Here is a 26,720-nt window from a genome sequence, read left to right on the forward strand (position 1 = left end):
GAGGAACGACGTGTTTCTCATTAAGAGAGTTCTTGTTGCGGCGAAGAGTGAGTTGATCCGATACATGCAATCCTATTCTTCTCTTTTAGACATGCTGATCGTCAAGGCAACGGTAAGACGAGATCACAAGGCAGTTGTTTTCGTACCTGAAGCGAATCGACCGGAGGTCGCTCTTTCCTTCCTCGAGTTATGGCAGCAGGCACAAACCCTTGCCGCCGATCTATCAGCCAAGGCTTCTCCCGGAGACAGGGCAATTCTCCTGTTTCCGACAGGGTTGGAATTCGTGGTGTCCTACTTTGCCTGCCTGATGGCAGGCATTATTGCGGTGCCTCTGATGCCACCGCGAAAAACCGCTGGGCGCGATGCGAGCATCGCGATTATTGAAGATTGCCGTCCGCGGATCTTCTTGACATCCGGCGAAGAAGGGCAGGCGCTTCAAACTGCCAGTCTTGCGCGCTTCCATGAGGCAGGAGTGGATCATGTTCCGGTGACGTTGACGTCTCGGCTTCTCGCGTTCACCCCGGTGTCCCTGTCTCCGGAGAGCATTGCCTTCTTGCAGTACACGTCAGGATCCACGTCCGTGCCGAAAGGGGTGATGGTCAGTCACGGCAACCTTTTGGCAAATCTTGAAATGATGCGCAGTCGGTTGGGGAACCACGAATGTTCAACCCATGTCAGCTGGATACCGCTCTACCATGATCTTGGACTGATCATGAACCTTCTGCAGCCGTTGTATGTCGGTGCAACAAGCGTTCTGATGACGCCCTCAACGTTCATGCACCGACCTCTTCATTGGCTTCAAGCGATCCATAAGCACAAAGCGGAAGTGGCAGCAGCCCCGAATTTCGCGTATGACCTTTGCGTCGATCGATATCGTGCAGATGCTATGGACGGAATCGATCTCTCCGGCTGGAAACTCGCTGTCAACGGTGCTGAGCCAGTCCGGCAAGATACATTAGCAAGATTTGCCGAATGCTTTCAGCGGCATGGGTTCAATGCATCTGCCATGCATCCGACCTATGGCTTGGCGGAGGCGACGCTCGTCGCAACCTCCGCAGTCCGAGGGCGCGGCCCCTACACGGCGCAGGTGAGCGCCCACGGTTTACACGCCCGTCGCATCGTTTCTCCACGCGATATCCAGGATCGCCGCCAGATCGTTAGCTGCGGAAGTGCAGTATCGGGTGTCGAGGTCGCCATTGTCGATCCGCAAGAATGTATTCGTCAACCTAAGGGCCTGATCGGTGAGATCTGGCTTCGAGGTGCGAGCATAGCCGGCGGTTACTGGAATAATGTTAAGGCATCCCGGGAGACGTTTGATGCAAGACTTGCTGATCCGGATGATGCCGGCGGATGGCTTCGAACGGGTGATCTGGGACATGTGGATGATGCCGGCGAATTGTTTGTCGCCGGTCGCATCAAGGACGTCATTATCATTCGTGGCGTGAATTACTATCCGCAAGATATCGAAGGTACGGCAGCAACCGCGCACACAGCTTTGAGGCGAGATCATTGTGCCGTGTTCACTGTGCTGGACGAGAAGGGACTGGAACAGGTCATCCTGGTTCAGGAGGTCGAACGCACGCAACGGCATAACCTTGACGAGCGTGCGATTTGCGCAGCAATCCGAAAGGCCGTAGCCGAGAATCATGACATTTCACTTACGAAGATTGCCCTAATCCGGCCGGGAAATATCCCGAAAACAACGAGTGGCAAGATACAAAGACACCGCGCTCGCGATCTCTGGCTCGCCGGTGCATTTGAGCATGCTCGTCTCGTCACCGCTCCACTTCCATTCATTGGTCCGGCGGATACCCAGACAATTACCTCGGAGATTGAGCATGGTTAGCGTTAATAGCATTCGGGAATTTTGTATCAGTGAACTGGCGCGCATGCTGGAAATCGAGGCAACCATGATTGATGCGTCCGACACATTTACCGGTTTAGGGCTGGACTCTGCAATGTCGGTACACTTCGTGATCGCTGTAGAGGAAAAGTTCGATCTGGAACTCTATCCATCAGTCACCGAGGATTACCCGACGCTTGGTGACTTTTGCGGGTATATCACAACGCTGACTGACGCATAACGCAATTGCACGCCGCAGGACAGGCGCTCGATAAATTCTGTTAGGAAGACAATGTCTACAAACGACAAGACGACATCCGATTTCCATGAGATCACGCGTCTGATTGCAACGCTAACCAACGACCACTCGCATCCGAATCTCAACGCCATTGCCCGTAAGCTGCACAACATCGATGCAATGGCATTGAATCTGAAATATTTCGGCTATGAGCTTGCCGCCGCACTGGTCAAGGCCTTGCCTCCCATCGAGAATGCGCACGTTCAAATCATCGGACTCCGGTCTAAGCCGGCCACGCAGGCAGATATGGAAAGCCTGTGGCTCAGGTACTGGTTGAGCGAGTTGAAGCTGCCGTTGGTCTTTCATCGCAAGCTTTGGGAATATGCTTTCGTGCTTCAGGCGCTTTACGAGAGTGACTTACTGCAGGCGGGCATGCACGGCCTGGGATTTGGCTGCGGACGCGAACCACTTCCGAGTTATCTGGCAAGCAGAGGCATCAAAGTCACCGTCACGGATCTGGCACCGGAACAATCTAGCGAGCTTGGATGGGTTAATTCCAACCAGCATACCGAAACGCTTGATGTTGCGTTTCATTCTCACCTCGTTGATCGGCACGTCTTCGAGGACCATGCTGTCTTGCGTTATGTCGACATGAATGACATTCCTCATGACCTCAGCGGTTTTGACTTCTGCTGGTCCATCTGCGCCTTGGAACATCTTGGCTCAATTTCCTGCGGGCTCGACTTCATCGAAAACTCGCTGCGGGCCTTGCGACCTGGCGGTGTTGCGATCCATACTACAGAGTTCAATTTCATGAACGACACCGAAACCATCGACAACTGGCAGACGGTGCTTTTCCAACGTCGGCATTTCTTGGAGATTGCCGAAAGGCTGAGGGCCGCGGGACATCACGTTGCGGAACTTGATTTTTCGGTCGGCGACAAGCCGCTTGATAAGTTTATCGACATTCCACCATGGGTTCACGATATGAAACCGGATATGGCTGCAAACTGGGAGCCGAACGTTGCCCATCTGAAGCTCAACATTGATGGTTTTGCGAGCACCTGTTTCGGCCTCGTCATTCGGAAAAATGGCTGAAGCACTGAGGCATCGGTCAGTCCGACAAGAGATTCCAGACAGAAGAAGCGGCATTGATCAAACCGTTGCCTGCTAGATTACAAGCATGAAGATAAAGCGCATGTCTCGCCTCCGTCAGCCTTACAATTGGGCAGATCCTCACTCCTGAGGCGGAGCGACCACGAAGCTGTCGAAACAACATGGCGGGAGACGGAAATAGGTTAGTCGCTCACGGTCTTCTTCGCGAACGTAGAACCGATTGAGACCGTCGAACCAGGCAAAAAGATAGCCGCAAGATAAGAGGCCAGGTTCCCATTCTTCCCAAGCCGGCTCCTGGGTCATCGGCTTTGTTGCCTCTATGACGATGAGGCGGGGACGGTTGCGATCAAGTGCGGCACCCTTGAGGACTTCCGTCTCCTTACCCTCAACATCGATCTTGAGGAAGTCGAGAACAGTCTCGGGAGCATGCTGCTGGAGAATGGCATCAAGGGTTGATACCTGTGTCGAACTGGGAGTAATTGTCCAGTTTTGACGAACGAAATCGGCAAAGTCGTCGTTGAGCGAGGACATGCCGGTTTGCTCGACAACTTGCAGTGTGCCGCCTCCAATAAAGTCAGATAGGGCAATTTGCAGATTGATGTCGCGGTCGCGTGCTTCGCACAATTTTCCAAAATGAACCGGGTGAGGCTCGATATTGATGCCCCGCCACCCTGCATTGTAAAAATGTTTCGTAACGGAATGAAGATCCGGGGAGAATGCCCCGACATCGACATAGAAGCCACACGCCACATCTTGCAAAGCTCTGCGAAGCATGACGTCCTCGAAATTCTGTGCGTAGGAGGTCATGAAAGACAAAGCTTCCCCCGACGCCTGAACTCGAGGGGAAAGCTCTGAAAAAACAAGATCGTCACGTGTCATGCATGCTACCTTGGCCATAGGGATAAAGGTGTAGAGCCGAAATTCGAATTCATCTTACCAAGGGAATGGGGAACGTCCATAGAAACCGCCATCCACTTGACCGAATAAAATCTAGAATTGTCTTTTTGGGGAACATGATGTCGGAGCAATTGCCAGGATTTCCCTTGAGCGAACGACGCCGTGTTTCGTGGTACAGGTGTGACCTGTGCAAAACTGAGATGATCTTGTCGCAAGGAGGATGTATGTCGTTCTCAAAATTTTCAGCCGGAACTGTCACAGAAGTGGAGAGCAAAACGCGTTGACAGATCCAGGCGAAACAGACCGGCCGTTTTCTCCCTTGGTGAACGCAACCTGGAAGAGGTCTGCCATGTCTCAAGAAAGTACAGAGGCAGTGAGCAAATCAAGTTCCGGCCTGCAGGATGTCGCCGCATTGACGTGATAACCATCATAGCCGATATTGGAGAATGTCCTAAAGTCACCGCTCCGGCTGAACCCGTCGAGCTAAGCGGGCTTGCGCCGCATCGAATGCAAAACGGAAACAATCGTGAATATTTCCTTTATGAGACCATTGGCAAGGGCAGACGGAGGTAAAAAAACAACGCTTCCCATGTTAGGTCAAGAGATCGGCGGCCCTGCAGATGCCTACCTACGTTTGGAGCAAAAACGTGCCGCTCTGACACGTATACTTTTGTGGGTTTCGATAATTATTCCGACATCGATTGGTTTTTTATACTATACATTTTTTTCCGCTCCGCGTTATGTTTCGGAAGCTCGATTTATTGTGAGAAGTGTTTCGGCGCCGAAAATAACGGGATTGGATGTGCTTTTCCGTACGATCGGTATCGCAAAGACCGCAGATGATGCGTACATCATCCAGAAATATCTAGTCTCCAGAGACGCCCTCGATGCTTTGCAGAATGAATCCGTCGATGTTCGAGGTATCTATACGCGCCCTGAGGCTGATTTTATGTCAGCTTATCCTTATTTTTGGCGGTCAGAAAATCGTGAATCTCTTTATGACTATTTCACGGACCGAGTCTCGGTCACCGAAGATGCTGCAAAGGGAATTGTACAGCTAAGGGTTACGGCCTTTCGTCCACAAGATGCGCATCAGATAGCGGAAACGCTTCTGCGTATCGCCGAGAACATGGTGAACCGCATTAATGAGCGCGCTCAAGAGGATACAATTGAGACTGCACGCGCAGAGGTAGCGCGCGCGGAGGCCAATGTCGTTGAAGCCCAATCAGCATTGACCGACTATCGGAATCGTCAGCTGATCGTCGATCCTTCGAAATCCGCGGCGACATTATTGGAGACAATTGGAAAGCTGACTGCAGAGAAGGCCAGTGCGATGGCACAGGTCAAGCAATTGGAGGTCACCGCTCCACGCAATCCGTCTCTCCAATCACTGAACGCAAAAATTTCCGCTTTAGGCGAACGCATCAAGGATCAGCAGGGGCAGCTGGCCGGCGGAGATAGCGCGCTTGCGAGCAAACTCGAGCAATATGAGCAATTTGTATTGAAGCGGGAGCTTGCAGACAAGGTTCTCACCAGTTCCCTGCAGTCCTTCGATGATGCGCTTAAGGAAGCAAGGCGCCAACACATTTATGTAGAACAAGTTGTTCGTCCGCATCTTCCAGATTATCCGACCGAACCACATCGTTTCAAGTCCGTCATCACCATCCTCGTTTTGGGCATAACAATCTTTTCAATCGGATGGGTCTTGATGGTCGGGGCGGGAGAACATTTGCATTGACCGTTCAAAATCATTCATCGTTCGGCAAAGTCGAAAGGAAGACGAGCTATTGGGCCGCTCTAGCAATCCAGAGACGGGTTATTAGCGCACTTATGGTCCGCGAGGCTCTCGGCAGGTTTGGCCACGAGAATCTCGGCTTCTTTTGGATTATCGGCGAACCAATGCTGATGACATCGGGCGTGATGCTGATGTGGTCAATGTCGGGTTTTGAGAAAGGTCATGAAGGCGTCGGCCTTATTCCGTTTGCGCTATCTGGATATTCAATGCTGACCTTGTGGCGCCATATCACCGGTAAGTCGATCTATGCCTTGCGCTTCAGTGCTGCATTGCTGTTCCACCGGAATATCCGCATATTGGATATGCTGATTGCGCGTACGGTTTTGGAATGCCTGGGTGGGCTCGCTGCCTTCTTTATCACCTACCTGCTTTTTAATATTCTTGGATATATGGAGACACTGGAGGATCCGCTGTTGGTGATCGGAGCCTGGCTTCTTCTGACCTGGTTTGCCTTCGGCGTTTCCTTGATTATCGCCGGGCTAACTGAGATGGTGGAACCTGTCGGCCATTTTGTTCAGCCGACACTGTATATTTCGCTTCCTATGACCGGTTCTTTTTACATGCTTCACTGGCTACCAGAGAGTGTACAGGGAATTTTGTGGTGGTCGCCCCTCGTTCAATTTTTCGAGATGTTTCGAGCGGGTATGTTCGGATCCCATGTGCCGACGGAGTGGAGTGTGCCATACCTTGCGGTGTGGGGGCTGCTGTTGACCAGCATCGGATTGCCTATCGTCAACCATGCCCAGAAACACATAAAGCTCTACTAGCACCATGACCGAAGCCCAAATGAAATCGATTGAACTCGACCCGGCTGTGGCGACAAGCGCCGGCTATCCTGCGCAGATCGAACTCGTCGCCCTTGCGCGGACCGAGGGGCCGGCCGCGCCCGCGCTGGATGGCGTCGCGCATGTGCCACAGCCAAGGACGCGGGCCTGGTGGACAAGGCATGGTCTGTTTCTGATCGTTTTCCTGTTGCCTGTGTTTGTGGGCACAGTCTATTTCGGCTTTGTTGCTTCCGATGTTTACGTCTCGGAATCAAAGTTCATCCTTCGGACACCTGGAAAAATGGATGGACCACTATCATCCTTCGGACAAGGGCAGGTGAGTGCACGTTCCGACGATGATGCCTATGCTCTGATTGAATTCATCAAATCGCGCGATGCTGCGAGAACCATGGAGCGTGATCACGGTATGCGCGACATCATGGGGCGACCGGAGGCGGATGTGTTCAGTCGATATCCTGCCTGGTGGGCCAAGGATAACCAGGAGAACTACTTCAAGGCATACCGGCAGCATATTAGTGTCGAGATGGATGGTGTAACAGGCATCGTCACGCTAGTGGCGCGTGCCTATCGACCCAACGACGCGATCAACATGGCCAACTCGCTACTGCAAATCTCGGAAATCTTTGTGAACGGTCTTAGTGCGCGCTCCAATAGAGATGCCGAAAACTTCGCGAGGAGCTTTCTCGCCCAGTCGCAGTTGGAACTCGTCAACGTCGAAGCGGATCTGTCAGCCTATCGTAATACGCAGTCCGTATTGGACCCAAGCATCGAGTCCGAGGCAACTCTGTCACAGATTGGAAAGATGGCCGGCGAAATTACCCGAATGGAAGCCGCGCTTGGACAGCAGCGAAGCCTTGCGCCAAATTCCCCGTCGGTCAAGCCCCTAACTGAACAGATCCGAGCCTATCGCGAGCAATTGTCTGTTCTGCGCAAGACCGTTGTCGGTGATCCGGAATCAGCCGTTTCAAAGATGAAGGATTACGAACTTCTGACGCTCAAGCGCGATATCGCCGCGAAAAAAATCGCGTTTGCCGCGGCACAATTTGAAAAGACGCGTCAAGATGCGCAGAATCAACGGATATATCTTCAGCGCGTCGTTGAACCCGGATTGCCGGATGTACCGGCGCTTCCCTACCGCATTCTGATGGTCCTCGGCATTGCGATATTGTCCTTCGCCGCATTCAGCATCGTTAAAAGCATGGTTTCCGCCACGATGGAGCACAAGCTTTGAGCGTACATGCGGAGGAAATCCCGAATGACTCGCGACCATTGAATGGTCCCGGCATGCCGAAAGCTGAGACCCGTCATGCAGTTGACACCGATCCCAGGATCGCAATCGTTGATCTGGTCAAGCGATATCAGACCCCGATGGGGGAGCGGACAGTCCTCGATAAGATCAGTTTTACGATCAGGCCCGGAGAGAAAATAGCTGTTCTAGGCCAAAATGGTGCAGGCAAGTCGACGCTGGTAAAACTCGTCTCCGGCGTCGAACCTCCAACTTCTGGCACAATCCATCGTGGCATGAGCCTGTCTTGGCCGGTCGGATTCAGCGGTGGTTTCGAAAATGCGATGACTGGCCATGACAATATCCGCTTTATCGCGCGCGTGTATGGCGTTCCGGTTGAGAAGGCCGTCGCGATCGTCGACGACTTCGCCGAACTCGGCCGGTTGTTGCACATGCCAATGGCGACATATTCGTCCGGCATGCGCACCAGGCTCGCTTTTGGCTTAACGTTGGCGGTCGAGTTTGACTGTTTTCTCATCGATGAGGTGATTGCGGTTGGCGATCAGCGCTTTCAGCGAAAATGTCACGATGAATTGTTTGTAAAACGGAAACACTGCGCGATGATTTTGGTGAGCCACGATGTCAATACCATCCGTAACTATTGTAACCGTGCGCTCGTCCTGAAAAGTGGGCGCGGACGCGTTTTCGATGACTTGGATCTGGCGCTTAGCATCTACTCGACACTTTAAACTTTCAGAAGGTGTGTCCGTGATCGAGGTATAATATGATATATATTTGCTATGGATTAACAAAATCCGCAAGTACATTCCTTTATCAAATAACGGAGGAAATACTACGCTGCAGCGGAGGAGATATTTGCAGAATTGTTAGGCCAGGCAGAAATATATTTGAAAATTATTTCGATAGAATTTCGACAAATTTTCTTGAGCGGATTGCGGCCAAGGCAGGGGACAGGCATGTTGTCCTTAAAACGCACGGACCATTGGACCCAGATGTGGCAAGATTAATTGCATCTGGCGAACTGAAGGCCAATGCCAGTTTCCGCGATCCGCGTGAAATCGCTCTATCCATGGTCGATCACGGGAAACGTGCTCGGAAACTCGGAGAACGTCCATTTTCAGAGATTGTCACTATAGCAGACACTTTTTCTGCGATTGACACTCAAATTTCTTATCTCCGCCAGTGGACACAGACAAACAATGTTAAAGCGCTTTCCTACAATCAGGTGTGTTTCGATACGAAAAACACAATCACCAACATAGCAAATCAAATAGGATTTGACTTAAATTCCGATCATGTACTGCGTATTTTTAATCAAAAGCGGCTGATTGGACAGATCAATATAGCATGCCCGCTTCGTTACAGAGAGATGAGCAATTTAGATCAAAATTTATTTTTAAAGAGATATCGTGATTTTTATGACGACTTCGATTTGCATGAAGATTATACGCGAGATGCCCGAATTGAAAGGTATAAAGATCGATATGGGTTCCTCGGGTATCATTTCAATATATCTATACGGCATGTGCGACGCCTCGCAACAACCAAAAGTCTCGGCGCCGTGTTGCCATGATAAAAATTTGTGCTGACTATTATACTGCAAATCATTGATTTATGTTTTCTGAAAAACATCTCACTGCTGCCCAACTTAATCCGGCAGATGTAGTTGACGGAAAACGACGAAGCGCTAAAACGTCGACTACCGTGCAAAACTTGGGGACATGCGAATAATGAGTGAGCCATATCAGAAAATTGATGCGTGCCGCGTCAGCGGTTCGAAGAACTTAGTCAGTGTGCTTCAGCTTGGGTACCAAGAATTGACCGGTGTTTTTCCTGCGGCAAACCAGCCAGTCACATCCGGGCCGCTGGAACTGGTATGGTGCCAGGATAGTGGATTGCTCCAGCTTGCCCACACGTACAATTCCTCCGAAATGTATGGCGACAACTATGGCTACCGCTCCGGCCTGAACGCCTCAATGGTTCGCCATCTCACTCATAAGATCGGGTTCTTGGAAAAGTTCTCTGATATTGCTCCCGGCGACGTTGTACTTGACATTGGCTCAAACGATTGCACTTCGCTGAAGGCTTATAAAACGCCTGGCATCGAACGCATTGGCATCGATCCGACCGGCGCGAAATTTCACCAATATTACCCGGATGATGTAAAACTCGTTCCTGACTTTTTCAACGAAGCGAATTTCCGGAAGGTAAGTCAGAAGCAGGCAAAGATTGTAACGTCGATCGCGATGTTTTACGATCTTGATGATCCCATTGCTTTTGCACGCGATATTGCATCCATTCTCGATAAGAATGGTGTTTGGCATTTTGAACAAAGCTATATGCCTGCAATGCTCAGAACTGTATCATACGATACCATTTGCCACGAGCATCTCGAGTATTACAGCCTTGGAGTCGTGAACCTCATTCTGGAAGCCGCAGGCTTGCGAGTCGTCGATGTCCAGATGAATGGAATCAATGGCGGGAGCTTTGCGGTCACAGCTGCGTTCAAGGGATCATCCCACAAGGCCAACGACGCTGTTATTAACTGGCTGCTTGAGCAAGAAGACCGCATGGGTCTCAACACGGTTCGCCCCTTCCGCGAATTCGAGGATCGCGTCTATCGCCATCGTGCAGATCTCACCAGACTTCTCAAAGCTCTGGCCGCGGATGGTAAAAAGGTCTTTGGTTATGGCGCCTCGACAAAGGGAAATGTAACGCTGCAGTTTTGCGGCATTACGCAAAATGAATTGCCCTATATCGCTGAAGTCAATCCAGAGAAATTTGGCAAGGAAACGCCTGGAACTCGTATTCCGATTATTTCTGAGACCGAGGCTCGGGCAATGGAGCCTGATTATTTCCTAGTCTTGCCCTGGCATTTCAAGGAAGGGATCTTGCAGCGAGAGCAGGAGTATATCGCCAAAGGTGGAAAATTTATCTTCCCGTTTCCAGAAATCGAAATCGTATAATTAAACGGTCTACTGGCAAATGCGGCGCTCAAAACGCCGCATTTTATTTTATAATATATGCGGATCGCGTTGCGTTTATGATGTAGCCTGATTTTTGAGTTTAAAACGTTTCTGCATTCTGCTCTACCCTCGAGGAGGCGAGGATCTCTAGATCGATTCCGAATATCCAATTGTCCGGTACGGCGGGAGCGTCGGCTCGAACTGTGTTGTCCAGTGCCGTGCGTTGACTCCATCATTTTGCGCACCTCGCGTAATCGAGGGAAAATCAGACGTGTCCGCAAAGTCGATATCGTTCATGAGTGCCTAAAATTTGCAGTATCTTGTTTCCACCTCTCCAGTACAGCACTTTATGCACGTTTAAAATATAGATGCATCTAGTGTTGCGGATATTCGTTTCTTGGATAGGCCTGGAAACGTTGTTTTGTCACGGCGGGGGGAACCTTAATGCTCCGGTCGGAGACGGCTGGTTGGCCATTTCCATACCTCGTTTAGGCATGCTATGAGCGGCGGTGGAAGGAAAATGGCTCGTAACCACCAATGCGGGACTGATGAAGTCGACACCGAGGATTAAGCAATTGGGCGCAGACGCGACAAAGTACAGACGCATACTTTGGTTAGGGCATCGACCTAATTCGATAGGAGATGAGCCTCAGCGCCTACGCGACCTGGGCTTCAACGTAACCGAATTGGCAGATGATGCCTTTGGGCAGTTTATCGTAGGTGGAGGGCTGGCGAAGTCGGATAGCGCCTTGGTCATGCCAGCTCTGGAAAAGCCACAACTGTCTGCAGAAGGCGCGCAGCTGCTGAACGCGCGATTTGATACGGTCGTGGTGGCGAATGATGCGGTGCGCACCAATGAAATACTCCGTGTTTTTGACGGGCGCGTGATCATTCGAGCACATGGCTGGCGACAACCGATCGGAGCAGAACTCTTTCATCTCGGATGTTATCCAATCATTCAGAGACGTGGGAATACCCATCATGTCATAACGGACGCGCAGACTGTCAAGGATGATATCCCCATTGGCGCAGTCAGTATTGCTCCAGCCTGGTTCAATGAGAGACTTAATATATTCAGGGATACATGGAACGGTTTTCGGTCGACAAAACGTGGAAGAGTTGCCGTAAGCCTTCCATGCTGCAAGAAAAACAATATGGATCGACGCTATTCTCTATTCGTTGAAAAGCACTTTCCGATCAGTTTTTTTGACCATGTAGAGCATTTGGGACGGCGTGATATCGACAGCTGGAAGCTCCAGAGGCATCGCATTCGAGCACTACAGACAGCTGCGGCTTATCTATATTCATCCGTGGACAAGAATGACCTCGACATGGCGCCGCTCGAAATGATGCTGATCGGCGGTCCGGTCGTATTCTTCGACAGCGGTTATTTGTCGGCATTGATGCCTGCGAATTCGCCTGGCCGCGTCCGAACAATCGATGAGGCACACCACCTTTGTGATCGTTTATCGTTAGGGGATCGCGAGTTGACTCGCGAGATATTGGCCTCTCAGGCGGCCTTGGTGGACCGTTATACCGTGCAGGTTGCCGGACCCAAGTTTGATGCCGCATTTACATCCGTTTTGAACGAACCCCTCGTAAACCGGCCGGGTATTTCCCGCTCGGGCATCACTTACACGCCAGACCTTGCTGATCGTCAGATGCGTCGCCTGATGAAGGCTGTCACATATGAAGCAGGCGCCGAAAAATCCCTTGAACAATGGACGCCACGCGATGTGATTACGGTATTTTACACAACGGTTCTGGCAATCGTACCGGAACCTGAAAAACTTGCCGCGTATGCGGCAGCCCTGACCGCAGGAACACGCCCGATAGATGTACTGATGTGGATGATCGACGATTATCGGCATCTGGTAAGTGATCATCGAAATCGGCTAATTCTGTCACTATTCGCTTCCGAAGCAAGACAAAGTCTTGTTTCAGCCGCTCGTTGAGACAAATCAACAATGAACATTATGGCATCCGACGCTGTCAGGCAAACCCCACTCCGCGGCCTTTTCGTAAATACTGCGAAAGAACAATGCAGTATTCACGAAAGCGGAAATATGGTACTTAGTAGTCTGCTATCTGATTCGGCGATTAAAATCGATTATCTCGAAATAAAACGCCACGATTATCATAATTTGGACGCGCAGGATTTTCTGAAGAAGATATCCGCCGACTACGGCGCTGAAATCGATGCCAGCAGCTACGACTTCACGGTCGTCAACTATCATCATTTTACAATGGCTCCGTTTTTGGGAAAGCGGCAACTGGACGGACTTCCAGGTAGGAAATATGCAATCGTGCTCGAGGTCGAGCCGCATGATTGCCTATCGTTTTGCCCTTACGGATGGTTCGACGGTTATATCGTTCTGGACCCCTCGGTAAGGGACAATCGTCCTGAAGTATTCGCCTTTCCGCGTCCAATCGAACAGATGTTGCCAGGAAATCTTGATCGCCTCGACGAGATACCTGTCATCGGATCGTTCGGATTCGGAACACCCGGTAAGGGCTTTGAACTGGTCGTGGACGCCGTAAACCGCGAATTTGACAGAGCGCTCGTGCGCGTGAACATCCCGTCAAACATCTACGCCGACGATGCGATGGCGAGCGTGCATGGAGAGAACTACGCCCGTTATCTTGCCAGAATCTGCCGAGACATCGCAAAGCCCGGCATTGACGTTCAATTCACTTATGACTTCCTGTCAAAAGACGAACTGATGGAGTGGTGCAGTCAAAATACACTGAACTGTTTTATGTATACGAGAAAACAGTCGGGATTGGCTGCAACAACCGACCAGGCGGTCGCTTCAGGAAGGCCGTTGCTGGTATCAGGCAATCAAACCTTCCGCCACATCCATGAATATATGCGTCCGTATCCCGGCACGACGCTACGACAGGCCATCGAAACGTCCGGACCGATCGTCAAAACCATCCAGAAAGATTGGAGTCCGCAAAGCTTTCGCTCTCAGTTTCTAAAGATGGTTGAACTGACGGATCGTCAGGTTGGCGGAGATGCCGTTCACGTCGTCAGTCGACGGGGTGACGCGCAGCGGTTCAACGCGAAGCCGACTATGCTCCTAATCTCCCCGACGAGTATCCAGCGGGACGCTATCGATACGTTGTCTGCGCGTGCCGTATCTGCGTTAAGCGATGCCTCCGGGTTTCAGGTCATAAAGAGCACCACGCAGACGTCCGAGGGCTATGCTCGGACATGCTTTTGGCTCAGACCACATGTGGCGTGCTTTATCGGCTTGACGACAGATCGCGCAAAACTTGAAATCGCAAGATTTCGGCATGCGTATCCAGAATGCAAGACGATACTCATTACACCTGCGGACGTTGAACGTGTTGAAGGCGCTGTCCAACCCCTCGACACTTTGGGGGCGGATATTCGCTACGTCCTTCCAGGGATAGCGCCATTCAACACTCAACTTGTTGCAAAACAACAAGGCCCTGTTCGTGTTGGTTTGTATGGCTATGACGGGGAACTTGAAGCCGGCGAGTTGAGCGCGCTTTTTTCAAAGATCGATCGGGAAATAGGTGCTGCGCATGTCTTTTTATATCTTATCCCCACGTATGACGCGCGAAAGCAACGCGAAGTGTCTGATCGCCTTCGTATGCTGAGACGGCAGATCGGCGGTTCGGTGACGATCGAGGTCAAACCACTTCCCTTCTCTGCAGCGGAGAGAATTCAATCGCTCGCCATGAATGGATTGAACATCATCCGTTACGGTTCCAGCGACGGGGATGTTTTGTCCGACATGAGGGACCTGGCGCTGACGACGGAGCGCCCGCTGGTCTTCACGCGTCTCGGGCCATTCCCCGGCCAGCCAAACGGAGGATCTTTTATCGAGGATCAACGCCTTCCTTATTTTATGGAGGCGGGCAATGGCGCGCACATCGCACTGTTTAATGCACTCGCCGAAGGTCGATTTGTCGCAGAAATTGAAGATATCGCACGCGATTTGATTCCGAAAGACAAACAAACGCAATCCATTTCGCTTCGACGATCTGTGAATCGGGAGGGATGGGTTTTGAAGGATGCCAATCCGTCCTTCCTTGTGGATCTACCCGATGATGCTCCAAGGGAAAAAAGCACGACAGAAGCGCCAGAAAGCGAAGCACCTGTCGAGCAGGCGATGCTCTACGATGCAATCCGCATCGCGATCGGCGAACAAAGAGATCCTCGTGTTGTCGTGCTGGGGTCTCAAGCGCTGCATGCTGCAGACAATCTGCGAAAGGACGGTGTGATCCTTGAAAAGGACGGACTTTCGGACACTGTCTTCGTGTCCGATATCGTGAATGGAGCGGTTGATCTTAAATTGCGACTTTCGCAGATTGCAGAGAGATTAAGCCCGAACGGAACCGCATTTCTTCTTTGTTATCATGCGGAAAAATACCAGACCTCCTATTTAGAAGACAGCACTGATTTCAAAGCCGTCACTCCTGAACAATTTGATGAAGTGCTGAAAGAAAACACCCAGCTTATCTGTGAATTGAGGCCGGATATCACCTCACGTCCTCCGTGCATCTACCCATCTGCCTTCACGCCACCGCCCGTCGGTTTATATGTGATCAAGAAACGCGAAGGAGTTTGACCTCCATGTTCATCGCCGACGGTCCCCATACATTACATTCAAATGTTGAAAATACAAAAACGCGTAAACGTCGCATTTTTTGGCTAGGCGCACATAAAATCCTCATCAAAACGGAATTGAAAATTCTCCGTGATCTTGGATATGAGGTATTTGTACCACATTATCTCTCAAATATTGACGATCAAAGCGCGGTAACACGTCTGCATATCCAGGAAGACAGCACATTACCCAGTGATTTATACTCAAAACTGTCTGAATATAACTTTTTCTATAATTCTATAGATTGTGAAATTGAAGAGATTTTAAATTGTTATTTTGATGCTGCGATCGTTACGATCGTCGGTCGGTGGTGCTCGGAATTTCTTCGCGTGTTCGAAGGACCTGTTCTTTTCCGTACGTATGGTCAGACAAGCCTAATCTCAGAGGATTTTGAAAGGCTTGGAGTGCAAGGTCTTTGGGAAGAAAGAAAGAATGTTCACTTCTTGCCACATGCGATCGAAACAGCCGAACTCGAAGGGGAATGGCTGAAGCAAAAGATGCGCGTGGTGCCATATTCAGTTGCATCTGATACTTTTGACCATCAAGGATGTTGGCGGGGTCCGGTAGAAAATAATGATTATATTCTCATATCAGCACCAAATATCGCGAATATATTTCATCGATTTCACTATCGTTTTCTGAAAAAGCATTTTTATCATCCGCATTACCGTTTTCTGGGCGTGCAGACGAAGTCTATAGCTGACCCTCAGGTCCTTGGAACATTGCCGCTCGATGGGGTGATAGACCAGTTCATGTATTCAAGTGGATACATGTATACATATAGCGATCCAAGAGTGTGTTATCTTCCACCAATAGAGATGATGGTATATGGCGGACCTGTCATATATTTAAGAGGTTCTCTACTCGCGCGGTACTTCAACAATCAGGGCCCGGGAGAATGCCGGACCATTGATGAAGCTTACGAAAAGAGCCGAAGGTTGCTCCAAAAGGACAGGTCATTTATCAGCGAACTGCAGTCCGCCCAAGAAGCGGTCGTCGAACGATATCGACCGTCCTATGTGGCGCCCAAGCTGGAAGCCGCTGTGAGAGATCTCATAGGTCCTCCGACCATCTCAACCGCACCCTCATGCGCTGCCGTTTCGCTGCCGGTGTCCCTGTCGGCGATGACCCACGCTATCGCTGGTCGCATGCTGAAGGCTTTGCTGGAAAGCGAAGGCGAAAAGGTCTCGGCTGACGATATTCTTGAGCAGCACCTTGATGAGACCTATGGTCCAGTTACGTCTGTCACTAAAGAGAGGCTATTGACATGGTGGCGTGATGCCGAGCCGGTTGAGCTCGATGTGCAGTGGGGTGCCGTCGATGTTCTGGCTCATCCGCAAGCCGGCAGCCTGGCGGGGCGTTTGGTTGCTGACGCGGGAACAGGCGGCTATGCCCGGGAAGCATCGGTCGGTGAATCGGGCTATTTGTTTTTCGGACCTTACCTGTCTATCCAGGCCGGTCGGTATGCCGCTCTATTCGCGTTGGAAATAGAAGCGACCGATGCCCCTGCCACTGTCCGGATTGATGTGTCTGCATCTGGGATAGAATACGTCTCACGGAATATTACCGTGACGGAAGGTTGCGTATCGACGGTTGAAGTGCTGGAGTGGCTGGTCGAGACGGACCTGAATGGCATAGAATTCAGGGTTTTGTCCAGCGGGACAGGGAAAGTTAGACTTACGTCTTTGACGTATCATCAGAAGTAGACCGGTGTACTTTTCGCTGTTAGTTCTCCTATATAAATACAGATACGAAATACGGGATGCCGCGACCAACGTACCTCAGTTCCCGCCCCCTAGAAATGGCCTGCCTGACGTCTACGACAGAGCTCCATCAGAACGGGCATTGCGTCACGTAAATATACCGCGTTCCAGCAAACGCTTTACCGCATGTCGGTAGATGGCCAGATCACGTTGATTAATTTCAAGAATGGCCTCATAGCTTGCATCATCCACCTCTTCAATTCCCACGTATCCAAATGCGTTTCGCGTCACATTTCTTTCTGCAATTTCAGTCAAGCCCAGCCTTTCCCGAAACCAGGCCGCCGACAGATCCGGATATTCACAGACATAAAAGCAAAGTGCATCGTCGATGAATGCGCAAGCATTATCGATGTTTGTTGCCGGAGCGTCCAACACCCATTGCGAACTGGTTAACTGTCGGAAATGGGCGTCATTCGTATAAATCAAAATGCGGGGATCGCGGCTGCGCGCAAACTCGCCGAAATCCATGGTCTTTGCTGCATCTACGCAATAAAAATCAATTATCTCGTCTTGGGTGAACCGTTTTTGTGGCGGCGGCCCATTTCGGAAATAGTTATAAAGTGAAAGGACTCGCGCTACTGGATATCGAAAATTTGTAATATACGCATGTCCGTTGTTCACCGCATCAAACACTTCTCGACTGTAGTGACCTATATACAGGTCGTAGCCCTTGAAACGATTGTAGTCTCCACCCGTACGCACATTTTCCTGAATCGTGTGGGCAATGTGCGGCGCCCGATGCAAGTGGGGCCATAGCGATCCGATGGAATCAATAATCGAGCTTCCCGCAGCTTTCGGATTGTGAAAGAAAAACAGCCTTTGCGAAGCCATCCACTATTGCCTCAACAAATACGCTGCCAGGGACAACTTGTTGTAAATGAGTGTCGCACACAGTGCCTGAGCAGCCCGCATGTCCGAATCGTCGCTCTCACGCAGGAAAACGGCATCGGCCCACATCAGGCGATCATTGTTGCTGAAACCGCTGTCGTTCCGGTGCGCATAATGACCAAGAAAGTTAAAGTCTAGAAAATAAAAGCCGTGCTGCGCCAAAAAGGTTGCAATCTCTCCGAACAGAGGCTGCCCCCGGTAGATCGGCGTAAACTCGACTTCGCACTGGACGACGGCAGTCTTCTTTAAAACCTCGGTTGCGTGTTGGAGTACGAGCAATTCGCCGCCTTGAACATCGAGCTTTAGAAAATCCACCTGCTGATGAGAAATGACGGCATCCAAGCGTCTTGTATCGACTGTCTCGGTCCGAACGGTCTCCAACGGCGCCAACAGGGGGAATCTGTCGTTTCCTTCTTTGAACAGGGGATAGAGCGATGACGTCGCGTCTACGTTGTTGACGTAGAGGGTATGCGTCAGGCCGTCCCCGAGAGCATAGGGAAGGAGCGTAATATTATCTCGTCCCTCCGATTCAAGGCGCTCTTCAAGCCGCTCCTGCAAGGGGTCAAAACCGATGACCTCCACAGGGCAAAACTCCATTAAGGCATTATAGGCGTGGCTTCCTGCGCCGAGGGTCTGTGCGCCCACATCAACGATACGCGGCATTCGCTGAAGTTGCGACAAAGCCCTCATCGCCATAGCTTCACGCGGATTTCGAAGCTTGAACTCGTCACTTTCCAGCACCCCCTTTATGGCGAAACTTACGTCACCACGCTCCCGCATGAGTTGCGGAATATACTGCATAACGGAAGCTTCCGGCTGTCGACCCAGGAGATGGGTAAACAAGATTCTAGTTATTTCTTCGGGAGATAACGCAAATTGAGAGGATTGATCAGTCATCGACACTTCCAGGCCGTAACAAGTTCATGAAAATATTCTGTCCACCGCATGTTGATAGATGCGCAAATCACGCTGGTTGAGCGCATTGATCAGGCTTTGCGTTTCTAGTGCGATCTCGCTGCGGCCAATGGTCCCGTCATAACCCGCACGCGGGTTGACGTGAGGAATCGACGCAACCCCTAAAGTTTGCCGAAATGCCCGCTCTGATATATCGGGATATTCGTAGATATACGAGACAAGCGCTTTGTCCACGAACGCTAGAACGGAATTGAGGGCTGCATCACCAATGCCCGCGGACAATGGCTGGAAGCTCAATTGCCGGAACTGGAAATCAGAAATCCATGCCCTTATGTCGGGGTGTTCCGATGCCACGAAATCGGAAAAACTCAATGTACGGGCTGCCTGTATACAAACATCGGCCGCATCCATCAAAGGTGCACACGAATGCCCGGTACTCGCTTCGTCGCGGAAGTGGTTGTAAAGGGATAAAACTCGGTCGATCGGATTGCGGAAGTTAATAATATACGGAAAACCTGGACATATCATTTGATAGAATGTGCGGCTAAATCGACCCAGATAGACATCGTATCCTCTGAACTCATCCGGCGCATCGCCTGTTTCGTATCCACTGACGGTCTTGGCGGGAACGGGAGCAATGACCCAAGGGTTACAGGAGATGCGGATTGCATTTATGATGGACGTTCCGGCAGCTTTCGGGATTTCGAAGAAAAAGAGCTTTTTAAACGCGAGTGAATGTGAATTCGCCTTCAGATAATCTCGGCTCGACACAATTGACTTGATAACGAAGTCGAGATGGGGTGCCTTGTCTGGGTCCATCCCGATGAGGCATCGGAGCTCGCTGGAACTCGGCCAACGTCCAATACAATGACGAAAAATCATACGCACGTTCTGTGTGTATTCGAAATGCGCCTGCTGCACGAAAATTCTCCAGTATGCGAGAGCAGGTTCACACTGCCCCTATATGTTGGTTTACATGCAGTACCGAGTCAGCATTTTCACCCAGAATTGAGCCAGTTTCGAATATGACTTTCCGATCACCATCCCGTCAATGGGCTGGTCTTTTTCCACTCTTTTCATGCCGCTCACAGCCGAGCCGACTTTCATGCGGAAGCTTTCGATTTCGGTGTCCCGGACACGACAATCTTGGGCAGTCTCCTCACCCGTAGAACCATGAGTGCACTTGCGCATCCGCGGATGTCTCGTCCATACTGCACGACAAGTAACAGGCGTGATTGTTGTACCTTGCTGCCGATGGGTAGATGCACGGCAATGGTCGTGCCGACGTTTCTTTGCCTGCAATCCATGCACGAGGTCTATAAATGCCGCCGCAAGTCTCGATTGTCCCGGATAACATCCTACGTTCGTCGGACCGGAACTCACTCAATCGCGTACCGTCTACGTTTGACTGGGAGATTTGGGGAAGCCTATCGAAGATTATCGGGGAACTCAGGGATTCACACGGACTTCATAGAAAGTCCTGGGAATATGCGACATGCGTGCTCGGCCTCAACCAGTTCCTGTCACTTGATGATAAGTCATCCATTCTGGCTACGGGTGCAGGAAACGATCGTCTGCTTTTTTATTATGCCAATCTTTGCAAGGAAATTTGGGCGACCGATTTATACGACGAGGCTGACGGTGAAGGCACAGCGCAAATGCTGACGAAACCTGCACAGTTTGCTCCCTTTCCCTATGCCGAAGATCGACTGCATGTCGAGCGTATGTCACCGGTTGACCTAAGGTTTGAAAATAATAGCTTTCATGCCGCCTTTTGTCTCTCGTCAATCCAGCATTTTGGCTCACGTGCTGATCAGAGATCAGCAGTTCGGGAGATGGCGAGAGTTTTAAAGCCGGGAGGCATTGCCTGCATTGTTACCGAGATAATCTTAAATGATGCGAAGCATCCAGAATATTTTAGACCGGAAGAAATTGATAATATTTTCCTGAAACACAGCAATCTTAAACTTGTAGGTGGGGACATCGATCTACAAGTCCAAAAAAGCCTATTTGATTACCCTTGTGATTTAAGAGAGCCAAAGCACGCCAACAAAAGTCCCCACATCGTTCTCACGGATGGAACGGTGATATGGACATCCCTATCATTGTTCCTTCAAAAGTCGGAGGGATGACGATGGCGCTTTTCGCCCGGTTTTATCCATCGTCCACTCTTTTGAGAAAAGCAGATACGGCCCGTGACGCTCGGGATTGGGAGCGTGCCGCCTATTTCTATCGCCGCTTTCTCAATTATAAGGCGAACGCTGCCGGTATTTGGATACAGTATGGGCACGCACTTAAAGAATCAGGGCAATACGGGGCTGCAAATGCAGCTTATAGCAAGGCTGTCGCGCTGGAACCGGGCAACAGCGATGCGCATTTGCAGCTTGGACACCTTCTGAAGATTATGGGTCGAATGGAGTTGGCGCAGGAGAGCTACGAACGCTCGCATTCCATCGATCACAACGAGGATGCTGACCGAGAACTAGCCGCTCTCAAAAACGATGCGCTTGCAAAACAAGCACGTCATGCAATGGATCAGTCAGCTCTGGAAGATAGGCTCGCGAGTTTCGGCAAACAGATCGAATACATCTTGTCTCATGTATCTACAGTCAAGGCACTCAGTTTTGAGATCACAGGCATCAAAAAAATGTTGCCTATTGCAGCAGCGGCTTCGCCGTATGATATGTTTATTGCCACGTCGGAAAGTCTCCTTGGCCAATTGGCAGAGTTAACCTCAACCAACAGAACAACGCCCCAGCTCATGCGTGATATTGAAGATTTGCGACGACGTTTGCAGTCATTCGAAATTAGAAACGCCGATGAAGTTTGAGCCCTCTGTCTCGATTGTCATAAATACAAATGGCCGTAGAAATTCTCTTTTACGCACCCTTAAGAGTCTGAGGTTCGTTGGATATTCAAATTTCGAGGTATGCGTTGTCTGTGGACCGATTGCTGACGGAACACGTGAGGCAGTCGAAACTTGGCCCATTCCAATCAAAATGGGGATCTGCGATGTCAATAATCTGAGCGTATCTCGCAATATTGGCATAGAAATGGCCGCTGGCGACATCGTGGCATTTATCGATGACGATGCAATCCCCGAGCCGGAATGGTTGGATGACCTAGTTGAAGCCTTTCAGGATCGACGTGTCGGCGCAAGCGGAGGCATCGTACTCGACAATACGGGCGCCAAGGTCCAGCATCAGTTTGTCGTTGTTGACCGACTCGGGCGAGCAGATCTTGGCCGCACCGAACCGGAAAGCGACTTAGACTATCCTTTTACCTATCGGGTTCCTCACCTAACTGGGACGAATTCCGCTTTTCGCCGTCAAGCCCTTATCGAGATTGGTGGTTTTGATGAGGAGTTTGAGTACTATCTGGATGAGACAGATTTATGCGTTCGCCTGCATGATGCTGGCTGGTTGATCAAGCATGTCACTCGCGGGCGAATCCATCACAAGTTTGCCCCTAGTCATTTGCGCGACGAAAATCGGGTGACCAATCCATATCCGCTGGTCAAAAATAAGATATATTTCTGCTTTAAGCATTCAGTTGCTTACCATGGGCTTGTGGAGATCAGTAGGGAATGCGTCGAATTTATCGCTTACATCGAAAATGATCTTCGCAATCATCATGCTGCAGGGCGATTGAGCGATACGAAGCTCGCCGATTTTCTGGACGATGTACGGCGCGCCTGGATGACTGGAATGGCGCTCGCAGCGAAGATCCAGCCGAAGTATCGGTTGTTTTCTGACCCTTCTCCGGATGCCTTTCTGCCGTTTCCTCAAGTGCGTCCCGATCGAAAAGTTTTCGTTTTTTTGTCCCAGTCGTTCGCTCCTCACCCTGCAAACGGGGTCTCACGTTACGTCGGAGAGATTGCACGAGGTTTGGCAGACCGCGGTCATCATGTTCACGTGCTGACAACCGGGGCCGAATTTGATCGCGTTGATTTTGAAGACGGCATCTGGGTTCATCGCCTCGATATGGAGAAAGCCGTTCATTCGATCAACATCGATGGGCGACTGCCCCGTGCCTTATGGCAAAGGGCGGCGCGTTATAGTGATGAGGTTGCAAGAATTGACGGATTGCACAAAATTACGGCGATTGAGGCGCCGTCTTGGGATGCTGAGTCCGTTGGCATCATAACGGCCGGCATTTTTCCTGTTGCCGTGAACGTCGTGACGACCATGTCGCATTTTCTCGATGGTCATCCAGAACTTCGAGATGACCAGACTTGGATGCTGCAATACGGCTTGCCAATCCTAGAGGCGGAAGAGATCACATTTCAGAATGCGACAGGGCTGATCTGTGCTAGCCGCGCAATTCAGAACGAATTGCTAACGCGCTACGAGCCTGGACCGCAGATTCCCATTTATCTTTGCCCGCATGGTATTGCAGATCCCGTTGGTTATCCGAAAACGGCCCCGCCAAATGTGGACGTCACTGGTATTTGCGTTCTGTTTGTCGGGCGCCTGGAGGAGCGAAAGGCACCGGAAGTGCTTATTCGATCTGCAATTTCACTTCTAAAGATCAGGTCCGACCTTCAATTTTGGTTTGCGGGTGACGGCAGTCAGATGAGGCCGGACGGTTCAACCGAACTGGCTCACTGCCAGGCGTTAATTCCAGTGCAACTCAGGCATCATTTTCACTTCCTGGGGCCGGTGACGGACAGCGAGCTTTTCTGGCTGTATGCGCACTGCGACATTGTCGCGGCGCCTTCGAGGTTCGAAAGTTTCGGACTTATGGCAGTGGAGGGGATGGCTTTCGCAAAGCCGGTCGTGGCATCACGAATTGGTGGACTTGGCGAAATCGTGGAGGATGGGATAACAGGTTTATCCGTAGACTTCGGCGTGAATGCACTGACGGAGGCGCTGCTTTTACTCGTAACGGACGAGAAAAAACGTATTGAGCTTGGGAATAACGGCCGAAAAAAATTTGAACAAACATATGAGATCAGTGCGGTTGTAAGAAATCGGGAAGAAATTTTTAGACAATTGAGTGATATAGAAATTGAATAAAATTTCTGATATATATGCTCTATAATTTTAATGTATAAACATGCTTTCCGTCAAATTCGGCACATATATACATATCCATTGACGGAAATACGTGAATTTTGCCCCATAGAGTTTTTGTGCGCGGGACATTATTTTGACAGTATCAAGAAACATCCGCCTCCCTGGAAGATTAATTTCCGGTCAGAGTTATGTCTCGTCATTGGAAGTAGCGACATGATAAAGGTATCGATCATCAATGCAGCTTGTAGAGCACGCGATGCGATTGGCGAAGCTGTGCATGAGACATGTCGGGCTATCGAACATCATGGTAATTATGAGTATCAACTGTACACATTTTACTCGGATGCCCCCGATGTTAATACTTGTGTCGTAAACGGTGCCTCGGAAATATTATCTGATCATTTCTTTTTGGAAACGGACATCGTTCTCATACATTTCGGCTTCTACACACCGCTCCTCAATGTTTTGCTCGGCGGCACCAAGGACATGGTGCGAATCGTCCGATATCACAATATCACGCCGAAGGAGTTCGTTGATCCCTCCATACATCACCTCATAGCTGCCTCTCGAGAGCAATTGACCCTTCTCGATGAGGCGGACGAAATATGGGCCGATAGCCCATTCAACCGTGACGATCTGCTTCACGCAGGCATTACCAAACCGAGGATCTCTGTCAGTCCCCTCTTCGTGAAGTCGGCCATTCGCGCAGGGCGCATCAGCGATAAGACTGGCGATGATATTATCAATATACTTTATGTTGGGCGCTTCGTTAAGTCGAAAGGCGTGATTGACCTGATCGAGGCCATTTATCGCATGCCCAATCGCTCCAAAATTCAGATCCGTCTTGTGGGTGCTACCGCATATTCAGATGCCGGATACATTCAATATCTTAAACAGAAAATTGCCGAATACGAACTACAGGATGTGTGCACGTTCGTGGGTGAAGCGTCGGATGCCGACCTCGCGAACTTCTACGCCGACTCTCACCTCATGGTTATTCCTTCGTACCATGAGGGCTTTTGCGTGCCGTTGGCAGAGGCGCTTATCGGCGGCTTATTTCCGATAGCCTACGCATCAGGTAACATCCCCAATATCATTGCCGGTGTTGGCGCGTTGGAACCCCCCGGTGATATTGCCGCTCTTTCGAAGACCATCGCCCGGATGGTAGACTGGTTCCGGGAAAAGCGGTCAATCAGTACATCTGCGGTGTATGTCAACGGCGAGAAAATTACATTACAGGACTACCAATTGCGGGTAAACACTCATGTCAATCAGTACGATTTGAAGAATTTTCACCGGCGTATAGATGACGGTATAAAGACCGCGGTCAATCGTGCGTGCAACAAACACGCCACGTTGTAGATGAGGCCGGTTTGTGCTTACGGCTATTGGCAGTCAGCGCGGGTGACAACTGCTTGAATATGGGGATGAGCAGTCGTTCGAAGTTTCCGTTTCTCCTGCGGCGATAGCCGGAAGAGCATTTGGGCGGGTTGCCGATTGACAGCCATGATGGGGGCAATGCTGGGTTTTGGCGTTGCCAACAGGATGGATGCCAAAGAGCTGGCTCGGGAAATTTGGACAGCGGGGATAATACGTATCCTCACTGACTAGAACCCATTTGCCCATTGTCTGCGCCCTATGGACATGATGCGCCAAGGCTGGCTTTCGAGCTTTCGCCAGGCATCGCAGCAGTGAGCGACAATGTCGTCGTAGGATTTGAAGATGGTAACCGCTGTTCTGCTCCCACATTGTCTGTCGCTGCGTGATCTGGGATCGAACATTCCATGGATGAGGGACAAGGAGTTTCTCCATGGAGTCTACGTTGGAGGTTCTCACAACGCGGCGGAGTAGGCGTGAGGCGCACCGCCATTGGCCTGACGAGGTCAAGGCACGGATCGTTTCGGAGAGTTTGAGACCAGGCGTAGCGGTGAATGAAGTGGCCGAACGCTACGGGCTGAAGGCCAACCACCTGTCATCGTGGAGAACCCTTGCGCGGCAGGGCAAGCTAGTGTTGCCTGAGCCTGACGACGCAGTCGAGTTTGCGGCCATCGTTGTTGATGCTCCAGCGCCGGAGCCACAGACCGTCAAGGTCGCTTCCCGCGCCGAGATTGTCGTGGGGCCAGTTACGATCCGTCTTGAGGAAGGCGCATCTGCGAGCCGGATCGCAGCCATCGCCCGCGCCTTGGCGGCAGCGACATGATCTTTCCGTCGAACCGCGTACGGATCATGGTGGCGACCAAACCTGTCGACTTCCGCAAGGGTCATGACGGCTTGGCGGCCTTGGTGAAGAACGAGTTGCATAAGGACCCGTTTACGGGAACGGTCTTTGTCTTCCGGTCGCGCAAGGCGGACCGGTTGAAGCTGATCTACTGGGATGGCTCCGGAATCGTCATGGCCTACAAACGGCTTGAAGAGCACACATTCACTTGGCCTGGCATTAAGGATGGCTTGATGACACTCACACACGCTCAGTTCGAAGCCCTCTTTGCGGGCCTCGACTGGCGGCGGGTTCATGCCGTCCAGACGAGAACGCCGGAGGCCATCGAATAGCTGCGGCACGATGACTCAGCACGGCAGATTCCGAGGGCAAATCGGCGCGGGATTTGG

22 protein-coding genes and 1 pseudogene are annotated in these 26,720 nt (G+C 50.9%); 18 read left to right on the top strand and 5 right to left on the bottom strand.

Annotation, left to right across the window (positions count from 1 at the left end; translation table 11 throughout):
• Window positions 1-10 precede the first annotated feature (10 nt).
• Genes OU993_RS28570 through OU993_RS28580 form a run of 3 tightly spaced genes read left to right on the top strand, consistent with a single transcriptional unit; the run spans window position 11 to window position 3,179 of the window.
• Entirely contained in the window at window positions 11-1,846 is a 1,836-nt protein-coding gene (locus OU993_RS28570) for a fatty acyl-AMP ligase (RefSeq protein ID WP_268162620.1), read from the top strand.
• On the top strand, window positions 1,839-2,084 hold the full coding sequence (locus tag OU993_RS28575; RefSeq protein ID WP_268162622.1) for an acyl carrier protein: 246 nt from the start codon (window positions 1,839-1,841) through the stop codon (window positions 2,082-2,084). The genes OU993_RS28570 and OU993_RS28575 overlap by 8 nt, the downstream gene beginning before the upstream one ends.
• Window positions 2,085-2,135: 51 nt before the next feature.
• The gene (locus OU993_RS28580) at window positions 2,136-3,179 is read left to right on the top strand and encodes an SAM-dependent methyltransferase (protein WP_268162623.1); all 1,044 of its coding nucleotides are present in this window, start codon (window positions 2,136-2,138) and stop codon (window positions 3,177-3,179) included.
• A 138-nt stretch (window positions 3,180-3,317) separates the two neighbouring features.
• On the opposite strand, the gene OU993_RS28585 is transcribed toward OU993_RS28580, so the two are convergent.
• Window positions 3,318-4,076 (bottom strand): FkbM family methyltransferase, encoded by a 759-nt coding sequence (locus OU993_RS28585; RefSeq protein ID WP_268162624.1) that lies wholly within the window; start codon window positions 4,074-4,076, stop codon window positions 3,318-3,320.
• 544 nt (window positions 4,077-4,620) lie between these two features.
• On the opposite strand from OU993_RS28585, the gene OU993_RS28590 reads away from it, so the two are divergent.
• The 9 genes from OU993_RS28590 (at window position 4,621) to OU993_RS28630 (ending at window position 17,235) form a co-directional block, all read left to right on the top strand.
• Window positions 4,621-5,832 (top strand): hypothetical protein, encoded by a 1,212-nt coding sequence (locus tag OU993_RS28590; RefSeq protein WP_268162625.1) that lies wholly within the window; start codon window positions 4,621-4,623, stop codon window positions 5,830-5,832.
• Window positions 5,829-6,656, top strand: a complete 828-nt coding sequence (locus tag OU993_RS28595; RefSeq protein WP_268162626.1) for an ABC transporter permease — start codon at window positions 5,829-5,831, stop codon at window positions 6,654-6,656. The genes OU993_RS28590 and OU993_RS28595 overlap by 4 nt, the downstream gene beginning before the upstream one ends.
• A 19-nt stretch (window positions 6,657-6,675) precedes the next feature.
• A complete protein-coding gene (locus OU993_RS28600) occupies window positions 6,676-7,905 on the top strand; it encodes a hypothetical protein (protein ID WP_268162627.1) in 1,230 nt (409 codons plus the stop codon).
• Entirely contained in the window at window positions 7,902-8,648 is a 747-nt protein-coding gene (locus tag OU993_RS28605; RefSeq protein WP_268162628.1) for an ABC transporter ATP-binding protein, read from the top strand. The genes OU993_RS28600 and OU993_RS28605 overlap by 4 nt, the downstream gene beginning before the upstream one ends.
• Window positions 8,649-8,683: 35 nt before the next feature.
• Window positions 8,684-9,493 carry a hypothetical protein gene (locus tag OU993_RS28610; RefSeq protein WP_268162629.1) on the top strand — a complete coding sequence of 270 codons (810 nt, stop codon included), beginning with the start codon at window positions 8,684-8,686 and terminating at the stop codon, window positions 9,491-9,493.
• Window positions 9,494-9,650: 157 nt separating this feature from the next.
• Complete coding sequence (locus OU993_RS28615; protein ID WP_268162630.1) at window positions 9,651-10,886, top strand: class I SAM-dependent methyltransferase; 1,236 nt, start codon at window positions 9,651-9,653, stop codon at window positions 10,884-10,886.
• A 686-nt stretch (window positions 10,887-11,572) separates the two neighbouring features.
• Window positions 11,573-12,841, top strand: a complete 1,269-nt coding sequence (locus OU993_RS28620) for a hypothetical protein (protein ID WP_268162631.1) — start codon at window positions 11,573-11,575, stop codon at window positions 12,839-12,841.
• A 12-nt stretch (window positions 12,842-12,853) separates the two neighbouring features.
• Window positions 12,854-15,490, top strand: a complete 2,637-nt coding sequence (locus tag OU993_RS28625) for a hypothetical protein (protein WP_268162632.1) — start codon at window positions 12,854-12,856, stop codon at window positions 15,488-15,490.
• A gap of 5 nt (window positions 15,491-15,495) precedes the next feature.
• Window positions 15,496-17,235 carry a hypothetical protein gene (locus OU993_RS28630; RefSeq protein WP_268162633.1) on the top strand — a complete coding sequence of 580 codons (1,740 nt, stop codon included), beginning with the start codon at window positions 15,496-15,498 and terminating at the stop codon, window positions 17,233-17,235.
• Window positions 17,236-17,379: 144 nt separating this feature from the next.
• Here the strand turns inward: OU993_RS28630 and OU993_RS28635 are convergent, their stop codons facing one another.
• Genes OU993_RS28635 through OU993_RS28645 form a run of 3 tightly spaced genes read right to left on the bottom strand, consistent with a single transcriptional unit; the run spans window position 17,380 to window position 20,016 of the window.
• A complete protein-coding gene (locus OU993_RS28635; protein ID WP_268162634.1) occupies window positions 17,380-18,123 on the bottom strand; it encodes a hypothetical protein in 744 nt (247 codons plus the stop codon).
• Between the two features lie 3 nt (window positions 18,124-18,126).
• Window positions 18,127-19,077, bottom strand: coding sequence for an FkbM family methyltransferase (locus tag OU993_RS28640; RefSeq protein ID WP_268162635.1), 951 nt, complete (start codon window positions 19,075-19,077; stop codon window positions 18,127-18,129).
• Window positions 19,078-19,101: 24 nt separating this feature from the next.
• Window positions 19,102-20,016, bottom strand: coding sequence for a sulfotransferase family 2 domain-containing protein (locus OU993_RS28645; RefSeq protein WP_268162636.1), 915 nt, complete (start codon window positions 20,014-20,016; stop codon window positions 19,102-19,104).
• Window positions 20,017-20,594: 578 nt separating this feature from the next.
• Here OU993_RS28645 and OU993_RS28650 point away from each other — a divergent pair.
• The 4 genes from OU993_RS28650 (at window position 20,595) to OU993_RS28665 (ending at window position 25,475) form a co-directional block, all read left to right on the top strand.
• Complete coding sequence (locus OU993_RS28650; protein ID WP_268162637.1) at window positions 20,595-21,227, top strand: class I SAM-dependent methyltransferase; 633 nt, start codon at window positions 20,595-20,597, stop codon at window positions 21,225-21,227.
• Entirely contained in the window at window positions 21,185-21,925 is a 741-nt protein-coding gene (locus tag OU993_RS28655; protein WP_268162638.1) for a tetratricopeptide repeat protein, read from the top strand. Before OU993_RS28650 ends, OU993_RS28655 begins: the two co-directional genes overlap by 43 nt.
• Window positions 21,915-24,113, top strand: coding sequence for a glycosyltransferase (locus OU993_RS28660; protein WP_268162639.1), 2,199 nt, complete (start codon window positions 21,915-21,917; stop codon window positions 24,111-24,113). Before OU993_RS28655 ends, OU993_RS28660 begins: the two co-directional genes overlap by 11 nt.
• A 213-nt stretch (window positions 24,114-24,326) precedes the next feature.
• The gene (locus OU993_RS28665) at window positions 24,327-25,475 is read left to right on the top strand and encodes a glycosyltransferase (protein WP_268162640.1); all 1,149 of its coding nucleotides are present in this window, start codon (window positions 24,327-24,329) and stop codon (window positions 25,473-25,475) included.
• A 245-nt stretch (window positions 25,476-25,720) separates the two neighbouring features.
• Here OU993_RS28665 and OU993_RS28670 read toward each other — a convergent pair.
• Window positions 25,721-25,837, bottom strand: a pseudogene (locus tag OU993_RS28670) (IS630 family transposase); the annotation flags it as partial.
• Between the two features lie 86 nt (window positions 25,838-25,923).
• Between OU993_RS28670 and tnpA the strand changes: the two are divergent.
• Both tnpA and tnpB read left to right on the top strand, forming a co-directional pair.
• Complete coding sequence (gene tnpA, locus OU993_RS28675) at window positions 25,924-26,313, top strand: IS66-like element accessory protein TnpA (protein WP_268162641.1); 390 nt, start codon at window positions 25,924-25,926, stop codon at window positions 26,311-26,313.
• On the top strand, window positions 26,310-26,663 hold the full coding sequence (gene tnpB / locus OU993_RS28680) for an IS66 family insertion sequence element accessory protein TnpB (RefSeq protein WP_024707692.1): 354 nt from the start codon (window positions 26,310-26,312) through the stop codon (window positions 26,661-26,663). The genes tnpA and tnpB overlap by 4 nt, the downstream gene beginning before the upstream one ends.
• The last annotated feature ends 57 nt before the right edge of the window (window positions 26,664-26,720 follow it).

Origin of the sequence: Rhizobium sp. SL86 (assembly GCF_026672545.1) — a bacterium.
In the GTDB taxonomy this organism is placed as follows: Bacteria; Pseudomonadota; Alphaproteobacteria; order Rhizobiales; family Rhizobiaceae; genus Neorhizobium.

What these genes read in the sequence shown, in the direction of transcription:
- OU993_RS28575 (WP_268162622.1), top strand. Translation starts at nt 1,839, where the DNA reads ATGGTTAGCGTTAATAGCATTCGGGAATTTTGTATCAGTGAACTGGCG.
- OU993_RS28580 (WP_268162623.1), top strand. Translation starts at nt 2,136, where the DNA reads ATGTCTACAAACGACAAGACGACATCCGATTTCCATGAGATCACGCGT.
- OU993_RS28585 (WP_268162624.1), bottom strand. Translation starts at nt 4,076, where the DNA reads ATGACACGTGACGATCTTGTTTTTTCAGAGCTTTCCCCTCGAGTTCAG.
- OU993_RS28600 (WP_268162627.1), top strand. Translation starts at nt 6,676, where the DNA reads ATGAAATCGATTGAACTCGACCCGGCTGTGGCGACAAGCGCCGGCTAT.
- OU993_RS28610 (WP_268162629.1), top strand. Translation starts at nt 8,684, where the DNA reads ATGATATATATTTGCTATGGATTAACAAAATCCGCAAGTACATTCCTT.
- OU993_RS28615 (WP_268162630.1), top strand. Translation starts at nt 9,651, where the DNA reads ATGAGTGAGCCATATCAGAAAATTGATGCGTGCCGCGTCAGCGGTTCG.
- OU993_RS28625 (WP_268162632.1), top strand. Translation starts at nt 12,854, where the DNA reads ATGAACATTATGGCATCCGACGCTGTCAGGCAAACCCCACTCCGCGGC.
- OU993_RS28630 (WP_268162633.1), top strand. Translation starts at nt 15,496, where the DNA reads ATGTTCATCGCCGACGGTCCCCATACATTACATTCAAATGTTGAAAAT.
- OU993_RS28635 (WP_268162634.1), bottom strand. Translation starts at nt 18,123, where the DNA reads ATGGCTTCGCAAAGGCTGTTTTTCTTTCACAATCCGAAAGCTGCGGGA.
- OU993_RS28640 (WP_268162635.1), bottom strand. Translation starts at nt 19,077, where the DNA reads ATGACTGATCAATCCTCTCAATTTGCGTTATCTCCCGAAGAAATAACT.
- OU993_RS28655 (WP_268162638.1), top strand. Translation starts at nt 21,185, where the DNA reads ATGGACATCCCTATCATTGTTCCTTCAAAAGTCGGAGGGATGACGATG.
- OU993_RS28660 (WP_268162639.1), top strand. Translation starts at nt 21,915, where the DNA reads ATGAAGTTTGAGCCCTCTGTCTCGATTGTCATAAATACAAATGGCCGT.
- OU993_RS28665 (WP_268162640.1), top strand. Translation starts at nt 24,327, where the DNA reads ATGATAAAGGTATCGATCATCAATGCAGCTTGTAGAGCACGCGATGCG.
- tnpA (WP_268162641.1), top strand. Translation starts at nt 25,924, where the DNA reads ATGGAGTCTACGTTGGAGGTTCTCACAACGCGGCGGAGTAGGCGTGAG.
- tnpB (WP_024707692.1), top strand. Translation starts at nt 26,310, where the DNA reads ATGATCTTTCCGTCGAACCGCGTACGGATCATGGTGGCGACCAAACCT.